Origin of the sequence: Polaromonas sp. 39-63-25, from assembly GCF_002278925.1 — a bacterium.
Lineage (GTDB): Bacteria > Pseudomonadota > Gammaproteobacteria > Burkholderiales > Burkholderiaceae_C > Polaromonas.
Window position 1 is genome coordinate 96,671 of record NZ_NCJH01000002.1, and the last position, 19,063, is coordinate 115,733.

At 62.8% G+C, this 19,063-nt stretch carries 19 protein-coding genes and 3 tRNA genes; 5 read left to right on the plus strand and 17 right to left on the minus strand.

From position 1 onward, the window contains the following. Positions 1 to 31 precede the first annotated feature (31 nt). Genes B7X65_RS03150 through B7X65_RS03175 form a run of 6 tightly spaced genes read right to left on the minus strand, consistent with a single transcriptional unit; the run spans position 32 to position 5,683 of the window. Positions 32 to 823, minus strand: coding sequence for a phosphodiesterase (locus B7X65_RS03150; protein WP_293592627.1), 792 nt, complete (start codon positions 821 to 823; stop codon positions 32 to 34). 12 nt (positions 824 to 835) lie between these two features. Further along, positions 836 to 2,101: an ABC transporter substrate-binding protein gene (locus tag B7X65_RS03155; protein WP_293592629.1), complete on the minus strand. Its 1,266-nt coding sequence runs from the start codon at positions 2,099 to 2,101 to the stop codon at positions 836 to 838. Positions 2,102 to 2,125: 24 nt separating this feature from the next. Continuing rightward, the gene (locus tag B7X65_RS03160) at positions 2,126 to 2,959 is read right to left on the minus strand and encodes a carbohydrate ABC transporter permease (protein ID WP_293592631.1); all 834 of its coding nucleotides are present in this window, start codon (positions 2,957 to 2,959) and stop codon (positions 2,126 to 2,128) included. Beyond that, positions 2,959 to 3,828 (minus strand): carbohydrate ABC transporter permease, encoded by an 870-nt coding sequence (locus tag B7X65_RS03165; RefSeq protein WP_293592633.1) that lies wholly within the window; start codon positions 3,826 to 3,828, stop codon positions 2,959 to 2,961. The genes B7X65_RS03160 and B7X65_RS03165 overlap by 1 nt, the downstream gene beginning before the upstream one ends. Positions 3,829 to 3,837: 9 nt before the next feature. Continuing rightward, entirely contained in the window at positions 3,838 to 4,986 is a 1,149-nt protein-coding gene (locus B7X65_RS03170) for an ABC transporter ATP-binding protein (RefSeq protein ID WP_293592635.1), read from the minus strand. Continuing rightward, positions 4,979 to 5,683, minus strand: a complete 705-nt coding sequence (locus B7X65_RS03175; RefSeq protein WP_293592637.1) for an HAD hydrolase-like protein — start codon at positions 5,681 to 5,683, stop codon at positions 4,979 to 4,981. Before B7X65_RS03175 ends, B7X65_RS03170 begins: the two co-directional genes overlap by 8 nt. A 59-nt stretch (positions 5,684 to 5,742) precedes the next feature. On the opposite strand from B7X65_RS03175, the gene B7X65_RS03180 reads away from it, so the two are divergent. Continuing rightward, entirely contained in the window at positions 5,743 to 6,609 is an 867-nt protein-coding gene (locus B7X65_RS03180) for a DeoR/GlpR family DNA-binding transcription regulator (protein WP_293592639.1), read from the plus strand. A 132-nt stretch (positions 6,610 to 6,741) separates the two neighbouring features. On the opposite strand, the gene B7X65_RS03185 is transcribed toward B7X65_RS03180, so the two are convergent. The 9 genes from B7X65_RS03185 to folC all read right to left on the minus strand — a co-directional run bounded on the left by B7X65_RS03185 (position 6,742) and on the right by folC (position 14,257). After that, positions 6,742 to 6,818: transfer RNA gene (locus tag B7X65_RS03185), tRNA-Asp, on the minus strand. Between the two features lie 97 nt (positions 6,819 to 6,915). Next, positions 6,916 to 6,991 (minus strand) — tRNA-Glu (locus B7X65_RS03190). Between the two features lie 90 nt (positions 6,992 to 7,081). Beyond that, a tRNA-Ala gene (locus B7X65_RS03195) sits at positions 7,082 to 7,157 on the minus strand. A gap of 50 nt (positions 7,158 to 7,207) precedes the next feature. Further along, positions 7,208 to 8,611, minus strand: a complete 1,404-nt coding sequence (gene gltX / locus B7X65_RS03200) for a glutamate--tRNA ligase (RefSeq protein WP_293592641.1) — start codon at positions 8,609 to 8,611, stop codon at positions 7,208 to 7,210. Next, positions 8,608 to 9,822 carry an O-succinylhomoserine sulfhydrylase gene (locus B7X65_RS03205; RefSeq protein WP_293592643.1) on the minus strand — a complete coding sequence of 405 codons (1,215 nt, stop codon included), beginning with the start codon at positions 9,820 to 9,822 and terminating at the stop codon, positions 8,608 to 8,610. Before B7X65_RS03205 ends, gltX begins: the two co-directional genes overlap by 4 nt. A 2-nt stretch (positions 9,823 to 9,824) precedes the next feature. Further along, the gene (purF, locus tag B7X65_RS03210) at positions 9,825 to 11,342 is read right to left on the minus strand and encodes an amidophosphoribosyltransferase (RefSeq protein WP_293592645.1); all 1,518 of its coding nucleotides are present in this window, start codon (positions 11,340 to 11,342) and stop codon (positions 9,825 to 9,827) included. Between the two features lie 28 nt (positions 11,343 to 11,370). After that, a complete protein-coding gene (locus B7X65_RS03215; RefSeq protein ID WP_293592647.1) occupies positions 11,371 to 11,853 on the minus strand; it encodes a CvpA family protein in 483 nt (160 codons plus the stop codon). Position 11,854: 1 nt separating this feature from the next. Then, complete coding sequence (locus B7X65_RS03220) at positions 11,855 to 12,649, minus strand: SPOR domain-containing protein (RefSeq protein ID WP_293592649.1); 795 nt, start codon at positions 12,647 to 12,649, stop codon at positions 11,855 to 11,857. Positions 12,650 to 12,931: 282 nt separating this feature from the next. Beyond that, positions 12,932 to 14,257: a bifunctional tetrahydrofolate synthase/dihydrofolate synthase gene (gene folC / locus B7X65_RS03225; protein WP_293592651.1), complete on the minus strand. Its 1,326-nt coding sequence runs from the start codon at positions 14,255 to 14,257 to the stop codon at positions 12,932 to 12,934. 159 nt (positions 14,258 to 14,416) lie between these two features. Between folC and B7X65_RS03230 the strand changes: the two genes are divergently transcribed. Continuing rightward, the gene (locus B7X65_RS03230; RefSeq protein WP_293592653.1) at positions 14,417 to 14,761 is read left to right on the plus strand and encodes an ArsC family reductase; all 345 of its coding nucleotides are present in this window, start codon (positions 14,417 to 14,419) and stop codon (positions 14,759 to 14,761) included. Between the two features lie 141 nt (positions 14,762 to 14,902). Further along, positions 14,903 to 15,634: a glycine zipper 2TM domain-containing protein gene (locus B7X65_RS03235; RefSeq protein WP_293592655.1), complete on the plus strand. Its 732-nt coding sequence runs from the start codon at positions 14,903 to 14,905 to the stop codon at positions 15,632 to 15,634. 74 nt (positions 15,635 to 15,708) lie between these two features. Here the strand turns inward: B7X65_RS03235 and B7X65_RS03240 are convergent, their stop codons facing one another. Then, on the minus strand, positions 15,709 to 16,488 hold the full coding sequence (locus B7X65_RS03240) for an anti-sigma factor (protein WP_293592657.1): 780 nt from the start codon (positions 16,486 to 16,488) through the stop codon (positions 15,709 to 15,711). Between the two features lie 87 nt (positions 16,489 to 16,575). Next, positions 16,576 to 17,151 carry a sigma-70 family RNA polymerase sigma factor gene (locus tag B7X65_RS03245; protein ID WP_293592659.1) on the minus strand — a complete coding sequence of 192 codons (576 nt, stop codon included), beginning with the start codon at positions 17,149 to 17,151 and terminating at the stop codon, positions 16,576 to 16,578. A gap of 173 nt (positions 17,152 to 17,324) precedes the next feature. Between B7X65_RS03245 and B7X65_RS03250 the strand changes: the two genes are divergently transcribed. Further along, entirely contained in the window at positions 17,325 to 17,642 is a 318-nt protein-coding gene (locus B7X65_RS03250) for a pyrimidine/purine nucleoside phosphorylase (protein ID WP_293592661.1), read from the plus strand. Between the two features lie 68 nt (positions 17,643 to 17,710). After that, a complete protein-coding gene (gene argG / locus B7X65_RS03255; RefSeq protein ID WP_293592663.1) occupies positions 17,711 to 19,042 on the plus strand; it encodes an argininosuccinate synthase in 1,332 nt (443 codons plus the stop codon). Positions 19,043 to 19,063: the final 21 nt, after the last annotated feature.

The window sequence follows — 19,063 nt, forward strand, 5'->3', positions numbered from 1 at the left end:
TGCGCGCGCGGCCGCATGAAATTTCAGGGGGTCATTCGCCGAGCCAGAACCGTTCGCTGCTGTCCAGGAAATCGTGCACGTGGACCGTCACAGACTCCTCCTGGAGGAGGACCACGCTGTACTGCGGTGGCTCATGGCTGCCTGGAATATTCGTTGTTTCATCCAGCCTCAAGGCCACCTGGTGATTGGTGCCCCGCATGGTCGAAAACGGGATGCCGCGCCAGCTGCCGAAAATAGGCCGATGAATGTGGCCGAAGAACAAATGCCTGATGCGCTGGGTATGCCCTTGCAGCGCCGCCTGAAAAGGCCCGGTCTCCAGCAAGGCAATGCGGTCCATGGAGGGAATGCCCAGGGCAAACGCCGGGTGGTGCATGAACAGCAACACCGGCCGGTCATCCTCCGCCAGCCGGTCGGCCAGCCATTGGGCGCGTTTTTCGCACAACACGCCGTAACTCACGCCGGGTTCGTTCGTGTCCAGGAAGATGCCGCGGTACTCGCCGATGGGCGACTCATACTGGACAAAACCGTTCGCATCAGTCTGTACCTGCGGAAAAAATTCCCGGAAATTGGCGCGGTTGTCATGGTTGCCCAGGATGGGCAGGACAGGCATCGGCAGCCGGGCCAACTGCTCGGACAGCTGGCGGTAGGCGTCCCTATGGCCCACATGCGCCAGGTCGCCCGTGACCACGCACAAGCTGGCGTCGGAGTGGTCCTGAATGACACTGTCCAGGCAACGCGCCAGTCGCTTGCAGGGGTCCAGCCCATAGAGGGCATGGCCCTGCTCGACGAGGTGGGTATCGGTGATGTGAATGAACTTCAGCACGACAGCTCCTGATCAGCGTGGCAGCAAGGCCTGCACAGCCTTGCTCATGTCGGCCAGCGCGGCCTCGGGCTGGGCCGCTTTCGACACCACGGTCTGCAGCCGATCCTTGATGACGTCCGTGATCTTGAGGCCGTTTTCGCCGGGGAAAGCGTACCAGCCCGTCAGGACGGGCAACTGCTTGACGGCCGTGAGGTAGTTCGGGTTTTGCTCATAAAACGGCTTGAGCATGGTGGCGTCGTTCGCCGGAATCAGGTTGGCTGGGAAATAACCCGTTCCCTTCACCATCGTCGTGGCGCCCAGGGGGCCCGTGGTGAATTTGATGTATTCCCACGCGGCTTTCTGTTTGGCCGGGTCCTTGGTGAACATCATCGCGACATTCCCGCCGGCAGGCAGGCGTCCGGTGCCAGTCGGGATGGGGAAACGCGCCGTGCGCACTTCGAAGCGCTTGCCGACTTCCTTCATCACGGTACCCAGGTTGGACGTGGAGTGCGACCAGATGGCCAGGTTGCCGGACACGAAGTCCTGCCGCGAGGTGGCCGACGACACGTCGCGCATGGTGCCCTCGTTGACCATCTTCGCCAGGGTCTGGATGGATGCCTTGCCCGGCGCGCCGTCGAAGGCCACCTTCTTTTCGTCGGCGCTCAGCATCGTGCCGCCGTTCGAAAACACCAGCGCTTGCCACATCCAGTTGCCGGTGATGTCCCAGTCGAAGTGGAACCCGTGCGTGCCGGCGCCACTGGCCTTGGCCTTGCGCGCCAGCTCGAAGATGCCGTCCCAGGTGGTGGGGAACTGGTCGACGTTACCGCCGGCCTTGCGAATCAGGTCGGCGTTGAAATAAATGATGGGCGTGGACAGCGCAAAGCCGATGCCGACCTGCTTGCCGTTGACCTGACCCAGGGAGAGCAGCGCCTTGTCATAGCCCATTTGGGACCAACCTTTTTCCGCCTGGATGAAGGGCGTCATGTCCACGGCGATGCCACGATCCGCGAAGATGCGCTGGCGGTTCAGCCCCTGGTAGGACACGTCGGCCAGCTGGTTGGTGACCGCCTGGCGCAGGGACTGCTGTGTTGCTTCCTCGTAGCCCGGGGTCGGCGCGCGGAAGCTGACCTTGTACTGTGGGAATTTCGCCATGAAGTCCTGGGCGACTTTCTCGTGGACTTCCTTGAAAAGCTGGGGAAATGGGTAGTCGACCACGATCTCAACCGGCTGCTGGGCTTGCACCACGCCACAGGTCAGCAGCGCAGCGGCGGCGATGGATTTCAGAAAAATGCGTTTCATGGGGTTTACTCCTAAATTGATGAACTAACCTTTGACGCCAGTGAGCGTCACACCTTCAATAAAGCGCTTTTGCGCTGCGATAAAAAACAGAACCAGCGGCGCGGTGATCAGCACCGTGCCCGCCATCAGGGGGCCGTAGTCGGTGCCGGCCTCCTCGTTGCGAAAGAACATGGTCCCGAGGGGCGGCGTGGCGAGTTCGGGCGAAGCGATGACCAGCAGCGGCCAGAAGTAGTCATTCCAGTGCCACACCACGGAAAATATGGAGAAGGCAAACAGGGCCGGAATCGCGGTCGGCAGCATCACCCGCCAGACCAGTTCCAGCTCGCTCATGCCGTCCAGGCGCGCGGCGTGAATCAGGTCGTCGGGCACCGTACGGAAGAATTGCCGCATCAGGAAGATGCCAAAAGCCGAGATGATGAACGGCACAATCAGGGCCGACAGGGTGTTGAGCAGGCCCAGGTGATGCAGCATCACGTAGATGGGAATGGCCGTGGCCTGATGGGGAATCATCAGCGCCAGCAGCACCAGCCGCCAGGCCCAGGTCTTGCCCCGGAAGTCGAGCTTGGCAAAGGCGTAAGCCGCCGGCAGCGCCACCACGATCTGCAGGACCAGAATGGCCGCGCACACGACAATGCCGTTCCAGAGATAACGCAGCAGGGGCACCTTGGTCAGCGCCTGTGTGTAGTTTTCAACCAATGCCAGCCTGCTTGGCAACAGGGAGAATTCCCGCGTGAAAATCTCGTCGGCCGGTTTCAGGGAGGTCAGCACCATCCAGATGAACGGGGCAAGGAAGACGGCGGCACCGGTCATCAACACCAGATGGCGAAAGCTGCGAAAGAGGATGGATGGACGTTTCATCAGTAGTGGGTCTTTCGTTCCATGGCCAGGTGCTGCAGCTGGGTGAGAAAGAAGATGCCTGCAATGAACACCACCGTCATCGCACTGGCATAACCCATGCGGAGAAAACTGAAGCCTTCCGAATAGATGGTGTGGAGCAGAACTTCGGTGGCCTTGTTGGGGCCGCCCTTGGTCAGCACATGCACGGTGTCGAACACCTGCAGGGCCCGGATGGCGCAGACGGTGACGACAAAAAGCGTGGTGGGCCCCAGCAGCGGCCAGGTGATGCGCCGGAAGCGGTCCAGGGGATGTTCGATGCCGTCCAGGGCGCCGGCGTCGCGAATGTCCTGGGGAATGCTCTTGAGCCCTGCCAGGAAGAGGACAAGGGCCAGTCCGGACATCTGCCAGATGCCAATCGCGGCGAGCGAGTAAAGCGCGGACCGGCCGTCATTGAGCCAGTTGCGTGGCTCCATGCCCAGCAATCCAAGCACCTGATTGACCAGGCCCACACTGGGGTGCAGCAGAAATTGCCAGACCACCGCCATGGCGATCAGGGTGGAGGCCACCGGCATGAAAAATGCCGTCCTGTAGAAGGTGCGGAGCTGGGTGTCCGACTCAATCAACAGAGCCGCCCCCAGGCCGATGGTGATCGAGCCCAATGTCACCACGACCAGGTACGTGAGTGTGTTGGAAATCGATTTCTGAAAGACCGGGTCGGCCACCAGCTCGCGGTAGTTCGCCAGCCCGACCCAATCCAGGGTCGCGGCGCCGAATTGCCAGTTGGTCAGGGACATGACCGCCACGATGGCAACGGGCACCACAAGCAGCATCAGGATGAGTACCGTCGCTGGCGTAAGCAACAGGGCGGTGTGTAGCGGATTGACTCGCATGGTCCGGCCTCAGGCGGCTTTGCTCATGACAGGCGGGAGGGCTTCAAACGGCTGGCGCTGGCCATCGGCATCGAACAGATGGATTTCACCAATGGGCACCGAAACCCGAAGCGCCTGGCCCACCCGGATCGCCGGGCTGTTGGCGGGGAAACAGAATACGCAGGCGTCTTCGATGCCATCGACCTGGAGCGATGCAATCAGTTCGGCGCCGGTGTACTCCACATTCACCAGGGTGCCTTCAACTTCCAGTCCGTCCACGGACTCCAGCGTCCCGGCCTGGGGCCTGAACGCAATGCGGCAGGGGCCGGTCTTGCCGTGGGAGTGACCAACCAGCCGGCCTTGCGCCCACACGACACCATGCGCTTTGACTTCGCCGTCGAGCAGGTTGATGCGCGGCGCGCCCACGAAGCGGGCAACGTCGAGGTTGGCGGGCCGTGTATAGATTTCCTCGGGTGTTCCGAGTTGCAGAATGCGCCCTTCACGCATCACCGCGACACGGTCCGACATGGACATGGCTTCATGCTGGTCGTGGGTGACGTAGATGAAGGTCACGCCCAACTGGTCATGAAGCTGACGGATTTCCCCGCGAAGTGCCTGGCGCAGGTTGGCGTCGAGGTTGGACAGCGGTTCGTCAAAAAGGAAAACGGCCGGGCGGCGCACCATGGCGCGCGCGAGGGCCACGCGCTGACGTTGACCGCCGGACAGTTGCGCAGGCTTTCGTTCCCAAAGCCCGTCAATGCCGAGGCTCTGCGCCACCTTGCGGGCACTTGCCTGCGCCTCGGCCTTGATGCGGCGCGTATTGGCCGAAAACAATCCCGCACCCGGCAGCCGCCCCCAGAAACCGAGCCCCCGCATCAGCAAAGGCGTGCAGATGTTGCCCCCCACCGTCATGTGGGGATACAGCGCGTACGACTGGAACACCATGGCACAGTCGCGCTGACTGGGCGACAGGGCCAGCAGGTCGCGCTCGCCCAAGCGGATCGACCCTGAATCGGGCTGGTCCAGTCCGGCAATCAATTTAAGCAAGGTGGACTTGCCACAACCCGACGAGCCCAGCAGCGTCAGGAACTCGCCGTCCCTGACGGTCAGGTCCAGCCCCTTGATGACCTTGGTATTGCCGAATTGCTTGGTGAGTCCGGAAATATGAATGTCAGGCATGGCAGGCCTCCTTGTTGGCAGATTGGCGACCGAGCACCCAGTTGGTGAACTCGTTGTAGTCGCTGAAACTCGTCATGTGGGGCAACAGGTCACCGGGGTGCACTGCATATCCGCCGAGATGGGCGGCGAAGCCAACCTGCGACAGGCGGGCGCAAGAGGCATCCATGTAGGAGTCACCCACAAGCAGGGCCGCCGCGGCCGGTATTCCCATACGCTCGATAACCATGAGCAGAGGGTCTGCGGCGGGCTTGGGACGTGGCGCATCCCCCATCCCAACGACGGTGTCGAAAAGGCCGGCAATGCCAGCCTGCGTCAACAACACGTCGGTCGAGGCCCGGTCCCGGTTGGTACAGATGCCCAGCCTCATGTCGAGCGCCTTGAGCGCCAGCAATGCCTCGTGCACGTGGTCAAACAGGGGCGCTGCCGGCAGCCATCGCTGCATGTACTGGTCCATGTACTCTTCCTCAAGCTGGCGCGCCAATCCCGGCTCCACCGCAGACGCCTGAAGGGCAATGGACTGGCGGAACATGGGCCTCAACCCTTCGTTGAGCGCCGCGCGCAGAAGCGGAGTCGAGACCTCGTGAAGGCCAGCCTGCCCCAGCACACTGTTGGCAGCCGCTGAAAGCGATGGCAGGGTATCAAACAGGGTGCCATCGACGTCGAAAATGATTGCTCGAAACTGAGCGTTTTTGTTCATAACGTGAATGCTACGAACACAAAATGTCAATTTCATGACTCAGAAGGCCTTTTTCATGAATGAAAAATGTTCTTTGTTGTTTGTTTCTGGTTTCTAATACCCCAAATCTTTCACCCTGGATCCGCATGCTCAAAGCCGCTCGCCACAAGGAAATCATTGCCCTGCTGCAAAGCGGTGGGGTGGTCGAAGTCAACACGCTGGCCGACAGGTTTCAGACCTCGCCCATCACGATTCGGCGCGACCTGATCGAACTCCATGAACGGGGGCTGGTTGAGCGAACCCGTGGCGGCGCCGTTTCCGGCGAGGTCATTGCCGAGGGTTGGGCCCGCTACGAAAGCATCAGCTACGCGGAACGCGAGCGGGAAAATGTCCGGGAAAAACGCGCCATCGCCGAACTCGCCGCGCAGCATGTTTCGGACGGTGACTGCATTCTGGTCAACGCGGGGACAACCTCACGGCATTTGGCCGAGGCCCTGCGCGGTCACCAAAACCTGCATGTCGTGACCAACGGACTGACGGTCGCCATGGAGTTCGCCAGAAGCCGGAACGCTTCCGTCTATCTTTTGCCAGGCACCGTTGACTTCAAGAAAATGGCGACCGTCTGCCGCCCTGCCCCCGGCACCTTTGACGACATCTCGGTTCGTGCCGCTTTTCTTGGCGTCAACGGCATCTCGCCTTCGGGGGGGATCGCCATGCTTTCGCCAGAGGAGGCCGCCATGAACCGGGCCTTCATCGACGCGGCGCAGACTGTCACCGTGATGGTGGACTCGTCGAAGTTCCACTCCCAGGCCATCTTCCGGATTGCCCACCTGGACAAAGTAACGCGCATCATCACCGATGCAGGCATCGACCAGGACATCAGGGACGAACTCGAAAAGTTGAGCGTGGAGGTGCTTGTCGCGTCGCCGGATGATGCGTCATCATGAAGCGAGCGGTATTGACGCGGCGTCGCCTCACGTTTCGCGCGGCGGCGGCCAGTTCCTGAAGAACTTGCGCAAAGGGAAGCCCAAAGCAAAAAGGGTTTGCTTCTATTTTCATAGCAGCAAACCCTTCAATACTGGCGGAGTGGACGGGACTCGAACCCGCGACCCCCGGCGTGACAGGCCGGTATTCTAACCAACTGAACTACCACTCCTGGTAGTGACAACTTTCGCTCTTTCGAGCCAAGTCGCCTGCTTGCGCAGGCTTGTTGTCAACTTGTGCCTTGTGCTTCACATCGCTGTGAAGAATTCTGGCGACCCTAAGGGGATTCGAACCCCTGTAGCCACCGTGAAAGGGTGGTGTCCTAGGCCTCTAGACGATAGGGTCTAAACCTTGGAACTTCCGTCAGCAGGCTTTTTGTTTTTACACAAAGGCCCGCCAAAAAAACTCTACTCAAAAAACTTTTCGACCATTTAATGGTGGAGGTAAGCGGGATCGAACCGCTGACCTCTTGCATGCCATGCAAGCGCTCTCCCAGCTGAGCTATACCCCCCTGTTGCAAGTTTCCCTGCAATCGTCGAGCCTTGAATTATAGCCCGAAAATCAGAGCCTTTTCAAGTGGACGAGACGCGCGATCACGTTTTCCCTGTCCATCAATGACAAAAAAGCATCGAGCGACGGCGTTTGCTGGCGCCCGGCAACCAACACCCGTACCGGCATGGCCAGTTGCGGCATCTTCAGGCCCTTGTCCAGCAGCACCTGCTTGATGGCGGCCGCGATCGCCGGCTTGTTCCACTCGCAGCTGGCCAGCAACTCCGCGAGCTGGTACACGGCCGGGGCCACATCGGCCGGCACATGGGCCTGGATGTCTTCAGCACTGACCGGCTCATGGCTGACCAGCACGCCCATCCAGTCGGCCAGTTCCACCAGGGTGCTGCAACGGTCTTTCAGCAGGGCGCAGGCGGCCACGCGCCGGTCTGCATCGAGGCCGGCCAGCGCACGCTCATTGAGGAAGGGCAACACCAGTTCGGCAAGCCTGTCGTCGGCCAGCGCCTTGATGTGCTGGGCGTTGACCCAGCGCAGCTTGGTTTCGTCGAACTGCGCCGCACTTTTGCCGAGGTGGTCGAGGTTGAACCATTGCAGGAACTGTTCGCGGCTGAAGATTTCATCGTCGCCGTGGCTCCAGCCCAGGCGCGCCAGGTAGTTGACCATGGCATCAGGCAGGTAGCCTTCTTCGGCGTACTGCGTGACCGCCTTGGCACCGTGGCGCTTGCTCATTTTTTCGCCCTGCTCATTGAGCACGGTCGGCAGGTGGGCGTAAACCGGCACATCCTTGCCCAAGGCACGGAAGATGTTGATCTGGCGCGGCGTGTTGTTGATGTGGTCGTCGCCGCGGATCACATGGGTGATCGCCATGTCGAGATCGTCAACGACCACGCAGAAGTTGTAGGTCGGCGTGCCGTCGGGCCGCGCGATCACGAGGTCGTCGAGCTCGTCGTTGCTGATCTCGATGCGGCCCTTGACCTTGTCGTCCCAGACCACGGCGCCGTGCTGCGGGTTCTTGAAACGCAGCACCGGCAGCACGCCTGCGGGAACCGGTGGCAGGGTCTTGCCGGGTTCCGGCCGCCAGGTGCCGTCGTAACGGGGTTTCTGTTTTTCGGCCATCTGCTTCTCGCGCAGGGCATCAAGTTCGGCCATGCTCATGTAGCAGGGGTAGACATGGCCTGCGGCCTGCAACTCGGCCAGCACCGCCTTGTAGCGGTCCATGCGCTGCATCTGGTAGTACGGACCTTCGTCGTAGTCCAGGCCCAGCCAGCGCATGCTTTCGATGATCACGTCCACCGCGGCCTGCGAGGAACGCTCGACATCCGTGTCTTCAATGCGCAGGATGAAGTCACCGCCGGTGGCGCGTGCAAAAGCCCAGGGGTAGAGCGCCGAGCGGATGTTGCCGAGATGGATGAAGCCTGTCGGTGATGGTGCAAACCGGGTTCTTGTTTTTGGTGTCATGTCAGGGTGCCCAAGCCGCGCAGCAGGTCGGCCTTGATGTCTTCAATATGCTCCAGCCCCACGGCCACGCGGATCAGGCCCTGCCCGATGCCGGCGGCCTGCCGCTGCACTTCGGTCAGGCGCCCGTGCGAGGTGGTGCCGGGGTGGGTGATGATGGTCTTGGTGTCGCCCAGGTTGGTGGCGATGCTCAGCACGCGGGTGCTGTTGATGACGTGGAAAGCATTGGCGCGTGCGGTGTCGGGGTCGCTGCCCACAACGTCGAACGACACCACGGCACCGCCCTGCCCCGACTGCTGGCGCATGGCCAGTTCGTGCTGCGGGTGGGAGGCCAGGCCCGGGTAATAAACGCGCGCCACGCCGGGCTGCGCTTCCAGCCAGCGGGCCACGGCCAGCGCATTGGCGCACTGCGCCTGCATGCGGATGCCCAGGGTTTCGAGTCCCTTGAGCACAACCCAGGCATTGAAGGGCGACAGCGTCATGCCGGCGGTGCGCACGACCGGGCCAAACACATCGACGATCAGCTTCGACGGGCCGCAGATCGCCCCGGCCATCACGCGGCCCTGGCCATCGAGGTACTTGGTGCCGGAGTGGATCACCAGGTCAGCACCCAGTTCAGCCGGCCGCTGCAGGGCCGGCGTGCAGAAACAGTTGTCGACCGCCAGCAGCGCACCGGCGCCGTGCGCGAGATCGGCCAGGGCGGCAATGTCGCAGACGTCGGTCAGCGGGTTGGTCGGCGTTTCGGCGAACAGCAGCTTGGTGTTGGGCTTGATCGCCGCTTTCCACTCGGCTACATCGGTCTGCGAGACAAAGGTGGTCTCGACGCCGAACTTTCCGAATTCACGGCCGATCAGTGTCAGCGTCGAGCCGAACATCGAGCGCGAACACACGACATGGTCGCCGGCCTTGAGCAGGCCCATGCACATCATGAGGATCGCACCCATGCCGGTCGAGGCGCCTATGGCGGCTTCGGTGCCCTCCAGTGCAGCCAGCCGGCGCTCGAAGCTGCTGACGGTGGGGTTGGACGTGCGGCCGTAGGTGTAGCCGTCCTCGGTGCCGGCAAAACGCCGGGCCGCGGTTTCGGCATCGGGCTGCACGAAACCGCTGGTCAGGTAGAGCGCTTCGGAGTGTTCGCCGTATTGGCTGGATTCCAGCGCCACGCGCACGGCCAGCGTGTCGCGGTGCAGGTTGTCGGGCAGTTTTCTGTCGGCCATGCTCAGGCTTCCTGCGGGTTGGGCAGCGCCAGACGCGAGACGTCGACATCGCCGTCTTCGCTGCTGTCAACGCGCTGCTCGTTCATTTTGGCAATGCTCTCGGGCGTGATGTCGCCGGTGATGTAGACGCCGTCGAAACACGAGGCGTCAAAGCCGTCGAGCTTGCCGTTGAGCGAACCGATGGCGCGTTTCATGCCTTCGACATCCTGGTAGATCAGCGCATCACAGCCGATGGCGACGCGGATTTCCTCGACCGTGCGGTCATGCGCCACCAGCTCGGCTGCGGTCGGCATGTCGATGCCGTAGACGTTGGGGTAACGCACCGGCGGCGCGGCGCTGGCCAGGTAAACCTTCTTGGCGCCGGCATCACGCGCCATCTGCACGATCTCGCGGCTGGTGGTGCCGCGCACGATGGAGTCATCGACCAGCAACACGTTGCGGCCCTTGAACTCGCTGGCGATCACATTGAGCTTTTGCCGCACGGATTTTTTGCGCACGCCCTGGCCCGGCATGATGAAGGTACGGCCCACATAACGGTTCTTCACGAAACCCTCACGGTAGGGAATGCCCAACAGGTGCGCGAGCTGCGTTGCGCTCGGGCGGCTGGACTCGGGGATAGGAATGATCACGTCGATTTCGTTGGGTGGCACGGTGGACACCACGCGTTTGGCCAGCGTCTCGCCCAGGTTCAGGCGCGCCTGGTAGACCGAGATGCCGTCAAGCACCGAGTCGGGCCGCGCCAGGTAGACAAATTCAAAAATGCAGGGCATGAGCTGCGGATGGGCCGCGCATTGCTCGGCGTGGACCGTGCCTTCCATGTCCACAAACACCGCCTCGCCCGGCGCGATGTCGCGCTCGAACTGGTGGGCCGTGCCTTCCAGGGCCACCGACTCGCTGGCCACCATGACGGTGTTGCCGCTGTCGTTCTGGCCGCGGCCGATACACAGCGGACGAATGCCGAAGGGGTCGCGAAAAGCCAGCAGGCCGTGGCCGGCAATCAGCGCCACCACGGCATACGAACCCTTGATGCGTTTGTGCACGCCGCGCACGGCCGCAAACACGTCAGCGGGCGTGAGCGGCAGGCCGCGCGTGGTTTTTTCCAGCTCGTGCGCCAGTACGTTGAGCAGCACTTCGGAGTCGCTGTCGGTGTTGATGTGGCGGTGGTCGGTGTTGAACAGTTCCGCCTTGAGTTCGGCAGCGTTGGTCAGGTTGCCGTTGTGCGACAGCACCAGGCCAAACGGCGCGTTGACGTAAAACGGCTGCGCCTCGTCTTCGCTGAAGGCGTTGCCGGCCGTTGGGTAACGCACCTGGCCCAGGCCCACGTTGCCCGGCAGCGCGCGCATGTTGCGCGTGCGAAAGACGTCGCGCACCATGCCCTTGGCCTTGTGCATGAAGAACTTGCGTCCTTGCTGCGTGACAATCCCGGCCGCATCCTGGCCACGGTGCTGCAGCAGAAGCAGCCCGTCGTAAATCAGCTGGTTCACCGGTGCGTTACTGACAACGCCAACTATTCCGCACATACATTTCCGTTCATCAATTCGCCAATCATTAGAGGTACTTTGCAAACTGTTCGGGCAACACCGGCTTCAGGCCCTTGACCGCCGCGGTCAGCACGCCGGCACCGACGGACTCCTGCCACCAGGCGCTGGCCTTGAACGCGGTCATGTTGACGACCACCGTCACCGCCAGCAGCAGGATCACCCCGCGCACCAGGCCAAAAGCCGCCCCCAGGGTGCGGTCCACCGGCCGCAGGCCGATGGCCTCCACCAGCTTCTTGAACAACACCGCCAGCAGGCCCGCCAGAAACACGGACACGATGAAAATCAGTACAAAGGCCGCGGCGTAGCGCACCGGATCGGACGCACTCTGCAGCGGCAGTACGGCAGCCACCGCCGGCGCAAACCATTGCGCGATGTAAAACGACAGCGCCCAGCCGAGGACGGACAGGATTTCGTACACCAGCCCCCGCCACGCGCCGATGATCAGCGACACCACCAACACCCCCAGAAACGCCCAGTCCGCAACAGCCACGCTACAAGGTCAGGATGGCGGCCGGCAAATCAAGGCCTTTGATCTTGCTGGCCGCCTTGTCGGCATCGGCCTTGCTGGCAAAAGGCCCGACCCGCACGCGAATGCGCTTGCCGTCCTTGGTCTCGGCCACCTGGGTGTAGGTCTTGAGCCCCGCCCGTTCCAGTTTCTGGCGCACTTCCCGGGCCTTGTCGGCGTCGGCGAAAGCGCCGACCTGCACCACCAGGCGGCCTTCCGCCTCGGCCGGCGCGGCCTTGGCGGCGGGCGCGGCGGCAGGCACCTTGCCTTCGAGCAGGGCCTTGGCACGGGCACTCTCGTCGGCGGCAGGTGGTGTTGCGGACGTTTTGGCCGCGACCTTGGGCTCTGGTTTGGGTTCTGGCTTCGGTTCGGGTTTTGGCTCTAGTTTTGCTTCTTTTTTGATAGCAGTCTGCGCAGATTCAGCGGGCGCCTCGGCCTTTTTTTCCGTGATGATTTCTTCGCGGGGCGAGAGGCTGGTCGGCGTGGCGACCTTCTCGCTGCCTGCCGGCACCGCGCTGGCTGCAACGGCTGGGGCTGTGGCCGGCATCATCAGCGGCTTGACCCCGCTCTTGGCAGGGATCTCGATCGGAATATCGACCGCGACCGGCCGTGGCTGGGTGTCGAACAACAGGGGGAAACCGATCACCCCGGCCAGCACCAGCACCACCGCACCTATCAGGCGGTGCTTGGCGCGTTTGCGCATCACTTCCACACTCTCGGTCTGGGCGGCAGACCCGGCAGCAGCAGAAGGTTGGCCCCGGCGAAAGTTGAAAAACGGCATGGCGATGACGGTATCTTAGGGCCTGTTCACACTATTTATGCAAGTGCGAACGTGGTTAAAAAAGCGCCAATCTAGGCGCGCGACGACGCTCAGCCTGGGCGGCTGGGCTAGGAGTGCAACGACGAGTGGTGCTGTTTTAACCACGTTCCCTCCGGGTTGCGGCCAAAAAGGCCATGCGCAGCGTTGCAAAGCCTTGCCGGGCGCCAGCCCGGCTGCATTTTGCGCCTCGCGCATGGCCTTTTTGACTCGCAACGCATCTTGCATAAATAGTGGGAACAGGCCCTAGGTATCGGTTGATGAAGCGTGGCGCTCAGGCGCAGCGTGCGGGGCGAAAAGACGCGGCAGGCCGTCCTTCAAAACACCACCCACCGTATAGAACGATCCGAACACCACAATTCTATCAGCGGGGTCTGCGGCGGCGACGGCGGCCTGCAGGGCCTGCACCGGGTCGGCATACACGCTGGCGCGGGCATCCTGGCGGGTGTTCAGCGCCTGCCACGTGGCCAGCAAATCGTCGGCTTTGGCCGCGCGGGCGGTCGGCAGGTCGGTGAAATACCAGCGGTCCACCAGTGGCCCCACCCGCTTGAGCATCTGCGCCAGGTCCTTGTCGGCCATGGCGCCGAATACGCCGTGGGTGCAGGGGTAAAAACCCATGGCGTCGAGGTTCTCCGTGAGCGCCGCCACCGCGTGCGGGTTGTGCGCCACGTCCAGCACCAGCGTCGGCTGGCCGGAAATGATCTGGAAGCGGCCTGGCAACTCCACCATGCCGAGCCCGTTACGCACCGCCTGCGCGGTCACCGGCAGGCGGTCGCGCAGGGCCGTCAGCGCGGCCAGCACGCCCGAGGCGTTGACCAGCTGGTTGGCGCCGCGCAGCGCCGGGTAGGCCAGGCCCGCATAACGCCTGCCGCGGCCGGCCCAGGCCCACTGCTGCTTGTCACCGGAGAAGTTGAAGTCATGGCCCAGGCGCCACAGGTCAGCACCCACTTCGGCAGCATGGTCCAGCACGCTTTGCGGCGGCACCGGGTCGCCCACCACCGCAGGCTTGCCGGCGCGCATGATGCCGGCTTTTTCAAAACCAATGCTTTCACGGTCCTTGCCCAGCAGTTCGGTGTGGTCGATGTCGATGCTGGTGATCAATGCGCAGTCGGCATCAATGATGTTGACCGAGTCGAGCCGCCCGCCGACGCCGACTTCGAGGATGACCACGTCCAGGCCGGACGCGGCCATCAGGCTGAAGATGGCGAGCATGGTGAACTCGAAATACGTCAGCGAAATGTCACCGCGCAGCGCCTCGACCCGCTCGAAATGCGGCAGCAGCTGGTCAGCTCTAGCCATCTCGCCGCGGATGCGGCAGCGTTCTTCAAAATGCACCAGGTGCGGCGAGGTGTAGACGCCGGTGCGGTAACCGGCCTGCCCGAGGATGGCTTCGAGCATGGCGCAGCTCGACCCCTTGCCGTTGGTGCCGGCAACGGTGATGACCGGGCAGTCAAAACGCAGCACCATGCGTTCGGCGACGCTGCGCACGCGCTCCAGTCCGAGGTCAATGGCGTGGGGGTGCAGGCGCTCGCAGTGTGCGAGCCAGTCGGCTAGGGTGGTGGGCTTGTCCATGGAAGCGGTATTGTCGCCGCTGCCGCGCCACGCCCCTTGTTGGTGCGGGCCCGACCGTACCCCGGATGGGGTTGCACAGCTATCAAATTCATAGCTACCTGCGCCCGTCCATCAAGGGGAAAGAGCCAATTTTATGCCAAACCATGCGAAAATGAAGACATGATCACTGTTTACGGCATTCCCAACTGCGACACCGTCAAAAAAGCCCGCGCCTGGCTGGCTGCGCACGATGTTGCCCACACTTTTCATGACTTCAAAAAACAGGGCGTGCCGGCAGACCGGCTCACCGCCTGGGAGCGCGCGGTGGGCTGGGAAAAACTCGTCAACCGCCAGGGCACGACCTGGCGCAAGCTGGACCCGCAACTGCAGGCCGCCACGGTGGACGCGGCCAGCGCCCGGGCCCTCATGCTGGCGCAGCCCAGCGTCATCAAGCGCCCGGTGGTGGACTGGGGGTCGCAGGTCACGGTCGGTTTTGACGAAAAAAGCTGGTCTGAACGGCTTTGAAACGGCCGGGTCCCGGGCCAGCTTTACAGGGCTTTACTGAACTTGTGTGCACCAAATCCACTCTGAATCATTAAACTGATAGCCGTCGTTTTGGCCGCCCCGGGCGGGGCTCTTCCAGCAGGCTGAAAAGGGATTTGAACCATGAAAAATGCACTTGTTTTATCCGCTGTTGCCGCAGCCTCCGGGCTGTTTGCCGTCAACGCATCGGCCACGGACATCCTGGCACGCGTGATCTCCAGCACGCCGGTGGTCCAGCAGGTCAGCGTGCCGCGCCAGGTCTGCACCACCCAGCCCATGATCACCGAAGCCCCGCCCTCGGGCGCCGGCGCCGTGATGGGCGCCCTGGCCGGCGGCGCCATGGGCAATGCCATCGGCGACGGCGGCGGGCGCGCCCTGGCGACCGTGATCGGCCTGGTCGGTGGCGCCATGGTCGGCAACAACATCGAAGGCAACCGCAGCCAGGTGCAGAACGTGCAGCAGTGCGGCACCCAGACTTCCTACGAAAACCGCACCTCGCACTACAACGTGGTCTACGAATACGCCGACAAGCAGTACACCGTGCAAATGCCCAGTGACCCCGGCCTGTACGTCCGGCTGCAGGTCACGCCGGTGGGCGCCATGCCTGCGCCGCAGGCCGGTGTTCAGCCCGGTTATGCCCAGCCAGCCCAGCCGGTGTACTCGCAGCCTGTCTACACCCAACCTGTTTATTCACAGCCTGTCTATGCCCAACCGGTGTATTCGCAGCCGGTCTATGTGCAGCCGGCGGTGGTCGCCTACCCCGGTTATTACCCGCGGCCTTACTACCCGCCGGTGGGCGTGTCGCTCAATTTCGGTTACAGCCGCGGCAGCTACGGACACCGCCACTGGCGCTAAGCCGGTCAATAGAAAAGGGGCTTTTCAGCCCCTTTTTTGTTGCCCGCCGCTGAGGCCTGAAGCGCTTTCCGGCCTTACAGCGCGGTCTGGAGCAACGCCCCCTTGAACAACACCGGCCCGCTCGGCCCGCTGCCCGCCGGGACGCCGCCCCGGGGTTCCAGGCTGAGGGCCAGCGCCGGCACGTTGTTCACGTCACTACTGCCGGCAGGCAGGCGGATCACCGTGCCCTCACCGAGCACGCCCAATGACTTGGGTCCACCGCCCTGCGGCAGCGCCCACAACTGCAGGGACTTGTCCGGCCCGGTGTGGAACTGGCCCACATGTTTGAGCTGCAGCTGGCTGTGTTTGGGGTCGTAGGTCACCAGCACCGCGGGCGCGGCCTTGTCGTCGGCAAGCACCGCCACATAACGGATTTCGGGGGTGGCCGCCAGCCGGGCGCTGAGTTCCTGCACCTGGCCGTTGAGCGCGGTGTTCAGGTTCAACCCGGTAACCACGGCCACCACCGCCGCCATGGCACCGGCTGCCGAAGCTCCGCGCCACAAGCCCAGGCTGGCCCACCAGCCGCCGCCGGCCCCAACCACCGGCGCCTGGCGCGCAGCCTGCATGGCCCGTGCCTGCTTGTCCGCCTGGACGAGGTTTTCAATCCGCTTCCAGACCGCCGGGCTGGGCGCCTGCTGCGCCTGCAGTTCGGTGACCGACGCCATGCGCCCTTGCCAGATCAGCGCGGCGGCACGCACGGAGGCATGGGTGCGCGCCAGTTCCTCGAACCGTCGCCGAGCACCGCCACGCAAGGTGCCCAGCGCATAACTGGCCGCCAGCTGATCGATCAGCGCGGGATTGCGGGTCAGGTTCATACGCCACCTTCTTCAGAAGTTTCCCGCCGCAACGCAGCAGGAACAGACAGGGCAAACAGGGCAAACAAAACAAACATCGGTTTCATCTCATGCAAACCGGGCCATACAGCCGCGCAGCTGCTCCAGGCCGCGGCGTATCCAGGTCTTCACGGTGCCCAGCGGCAGCTTGAGCTGCTCGGCCAGCTCCCCGTGGCTCAAATCGCGCAGGTAGGCCAGGCTCACCACCTCGCGCTGCTTGTTGCCCAACTGGCTCAGGCACTGGTGCAGGGCCCAGGCCTGCTCGCCGGCCAGGGCGGTGTCCATCGGGTTGGCGGAGTCGCCTTCTATCGTGTCGGACATCACATCGTCGAGCTCCTGCACCGCATCGGCCCGGTCGGAGTTGCGGCGCCGCAGAAAGTCCAGCCCCCGGCTGCGCACGATCAGGCACAGCCAGGCCATGGGCGGCGACAGCGTGGCCTTGTAGTCGCCCGCAATGCGCCAGATGTTGATGAAGGCCTCCTGCAGCACGTCCTCGGCCCAGCTCCGGTTGCTGACCACACGTACCGCCACACCATACAGCTTGGAAGAGGTCAGCTCATACAGCTCCCTGAGGGCCGATTCATCGGCCAGCGCCACGCGGTCTATGAGCGCGATCAATTGGGTATCCGGGCTTTCTGCTTTCATGGACCTGATTGTCTTGCATTCGTGATACGCCCGAACCCGGCGAACGGATTCAGGTGCCCTTGCCCGGTCAAGACCATCCCGCGACGTGCAAGAGGCCCGGGTGACCTAAAATCAGGGGTTTTGCATCCCCAGCCCGGCAGCCGGATGTTTTCCCCGCCCACTTTCACACCACCATGACTACAGAAAAAATCGACAACATCAGCGTCACCACCCAGGCCAATGTCTATTTCGACGGCAAGTGCGTGAGCCACGGCATCACCTTTCCCGATGGCACCAAAAAATCCGTCGGTGTGGTGCTGCCCTCGACACTGACCTTCAAGACCGGCGCACCCGAAATCATGGAATGTGTGGCCGGCGCCTGCGAGTACAAACTCGCCGGCAGCGACGCCTGGCTCACCTCCGCACCGGGCGAAAAATTCAGCGTGCCGGGCAACTCGAGCTTCGACATCCGTGTCGGCGAGGCCTACCACTACATCTGCCACTTCGGTTGATCCGCAGCGACTTACTCTTAATTTCATAGCAGCCTGCGCTTACTCCACAAGGGCTAGAGGCCAATTTCATGTCTAACACCATCCTGCAAAACATCCCCGCCGGCCAAAAGGTCGGCATCGCCTTCTCCGGGGGCCTTGACACCAGCGCCGCGCTCTTGTGGATGAAACAGAAGGGCGCCCTGCCCTATGCCTATACCGCCAACCTGGGTCAGCCCGACGAGGCCGACTACGACGAGATTCCGCGCAAGGCCATGGAGTACGGCGCCATCAAGGCGCGCCTGATTGATTGCCGCCCGCAACTGGCTGCTGAAGGCCTGGCCGCGCTGCAGGCCGGCGCCTTCCACATCACCACCGCGGGCTCCACCTACTTCAACACCACGCCGCTGGGCCGCGCCGTGACCGGCACCATGCTGGTCAGCGCCATGAAGGAAGACGACGTCAACATCTGGGGCGACGGCAGCACCTTCAAGGGCAACGACATCGAGCGCTTTTACCGCTACGGCCTGCTGACCAACCCCGCGCTGAAGATTTACAAGCCCTGGCTGGACCAGCAGTTCATCGACGAGCTGGGCGGCCGCTCCGAGATGAGCGCCTTCATGACGGCCAATGGCTTTGGCTACAAGATGAGCGCCGAGAAGGCCTACAGCACCGACAGCAACATGCTGGGCGCGACGCACGAAGCCAAAGACCTGGAAAACCTCAACAGCGGCATCAAGATCGTCAACCCCATCATGGGCGTGCCGTTCTGGAAAGACGACTGCTTCGTCAAGGCCGAAGAAGTGAGCGTGACCTTTGAAGAAGGCCGCCCCGTGGCACTGAACGGCATGCACTACCCCGACCTGGTGAGCCTGATCCTCAAGGCCAACGAAATCGGCGGCCGCCACGGCCTGGGCATGAGCGACCAGATCGAAAACCGCATCATCGAGGCGAAAAGCCGCGGCATCTACGAAGCCCCCGGCCTGGCGCTGCTGTTCATTGCCTACGAGCGCCTGGTCACCGGCATCCACAACGAAGATACCATCGAGCAGTACCGCGACAACGGCCGCAAGCTCGGCCGCCTGCTGTACCAGGGCCGCTGGTTCGACAGCCAGGCCATCATGCTGCGCGAAACCGCCCAACGCTGGATCGCCAGCGCCATCACCGGCACCGTCACGCTGGAACTGCGCCGCGGTAACGACTACTCACTGCTGAACACCGAATCACCCAACCTGACCTATGCGCCTGAGCGCCTGAGCATGGAAAAAGTAGAAGACGCGCCGTTCTCGCCGCTGGACCGCATTGGGCAACTGACCATGCGCAATCTGGACATCACCGACACCCGCGCCAAGCTGGGGATTTACTCCAATGCTGGGATGCTGGAGTTGGGCAAGGGGGATGACTTTTTGAAGTTGGGTAAGTAAGCCGATTCAAGTCCCAAAGAC

Excerpts from the sequence above, each read along its gene's own strand:
- B7X65_RS03155 (WP_293592629.1), bottom strand. The coding sequence starts at position 2,101 with ATGAAACGCATTTTTCTGAAATCCATCGCCGCCGCTGCGCTGCTGACC.
- B7X65_RS03160 (WP_293592631.1), bottom strand. The coding sequence starts at position 2,959 with ATGAAACGTCCATCCATCCTCTTTCGCAGCTTTCGCCATCTGGTGTTG.
- B7X65_RS03165 (WP_293592633.1), bottom strand. The coding sequence starts at position 3,828 with ATGCGAGTCAATCCGCTACACACCGCCCTGTTGCTTACGCCAGCGACG.
- B7X65_RS03170 (WP_293592635.1), bottom strand. The coding sequence starts at position 4,986 with ATGCCTGACATTCATATTTCCGGACTCACCAAGCAATTCGGCAATACC.
- B7X65_RS03175 (WP_293592637.1), bottom strand. The coding sequence starts at position 5,683 with ATGAACAAAAACGCTCAGTTTCGAGCAATCATTTTCGACGTCGATGGC.
- B7X65_RS03180 (WP_293592639.1), top strand. The coding sequence starts at position 5,743 with ATGAAAAATGTTCTTTGTTGTTTGTTTCTGGTTTCTAATACCCCAAAT.
- gltX (WP_293592641.1), bottom strand. The coding sequence starts at position 8,611 with ATGACACCAAAAACAAGAACCCGGTTTGCACCATCACCGACAGGCTTC.
- B7X65_RS03205 (WP_293592643.1), bottom strand. The coding sequence starts at position 9,822 with ATGGCCGACAGAAAACTGCCCGACAACCTGCACCGCGACACGCTGGCC.
- purF (WP_293592645.1), bottom strand. The coding sequence starts at position 11,342 with ATGTGCGGAATAGTTGGCGTTGTCAGTAACGCACCGGTGAACCAGCTG.
- B7X65_RS03220 (WP_293592649.1), bottom strand. The coding sequence starts at position 12,649 with ATGCCGTTTTTCAACTTTCGCCGGGGCCAACCTTCTGCTGCTGCCGGG.
- folC (WP_293592651.1), bottom strand. The coding sequence starts at position 14,257 with ATGGACAAGCCCACCACCCTAGCCGACTGGCTCGCACACTGCGAGCGC.
- B7X65_RS03230 (WP_293592653.1), top strand. The coding sequence starts at position 14,417 with ATGATCACTGTTTACGGCATTCCCAACTGCGACACCGTCAAAAAAGCC.
- B7X65_RS03235 (WP_293592655.1), top strand. The coding sequence starts at position 14,903 with ATGAAAAATGCACTTGTTTTATCCGCTGTTGCCGCAGCCTCCGGGCTG.
- B7X65_RS03240 (WP_293592657.1), bottom strand. The coding sequence starts at position 16,488 with ATGAACCTGACCCGCAATCCCGCGCTGATCGATCAGCTGGCGGCCAGT.
- B7X65_RS03245 (WP_293592659.1), bottom strand. The coding sequence starts at position 17,151 with ATGAAAGCAGAAAGCCCGGATACCCAATTGATCGCGCTCATAGACCGC.
- B7X65_RS03250 (WP_293592661.1), top strand. The coding sequence starts at position 17,325 with ATGACTACAGAAAAAATCGACAACATCAGCGTCACCACCCAGGCCAAT.
- argG (WP_293592663.1), top strand. The coding sequence starts at position 17,711 with ATGTCTAACACCATCCTGCAAAACATCCCCGCCGGCCAAAAGGTCGGC.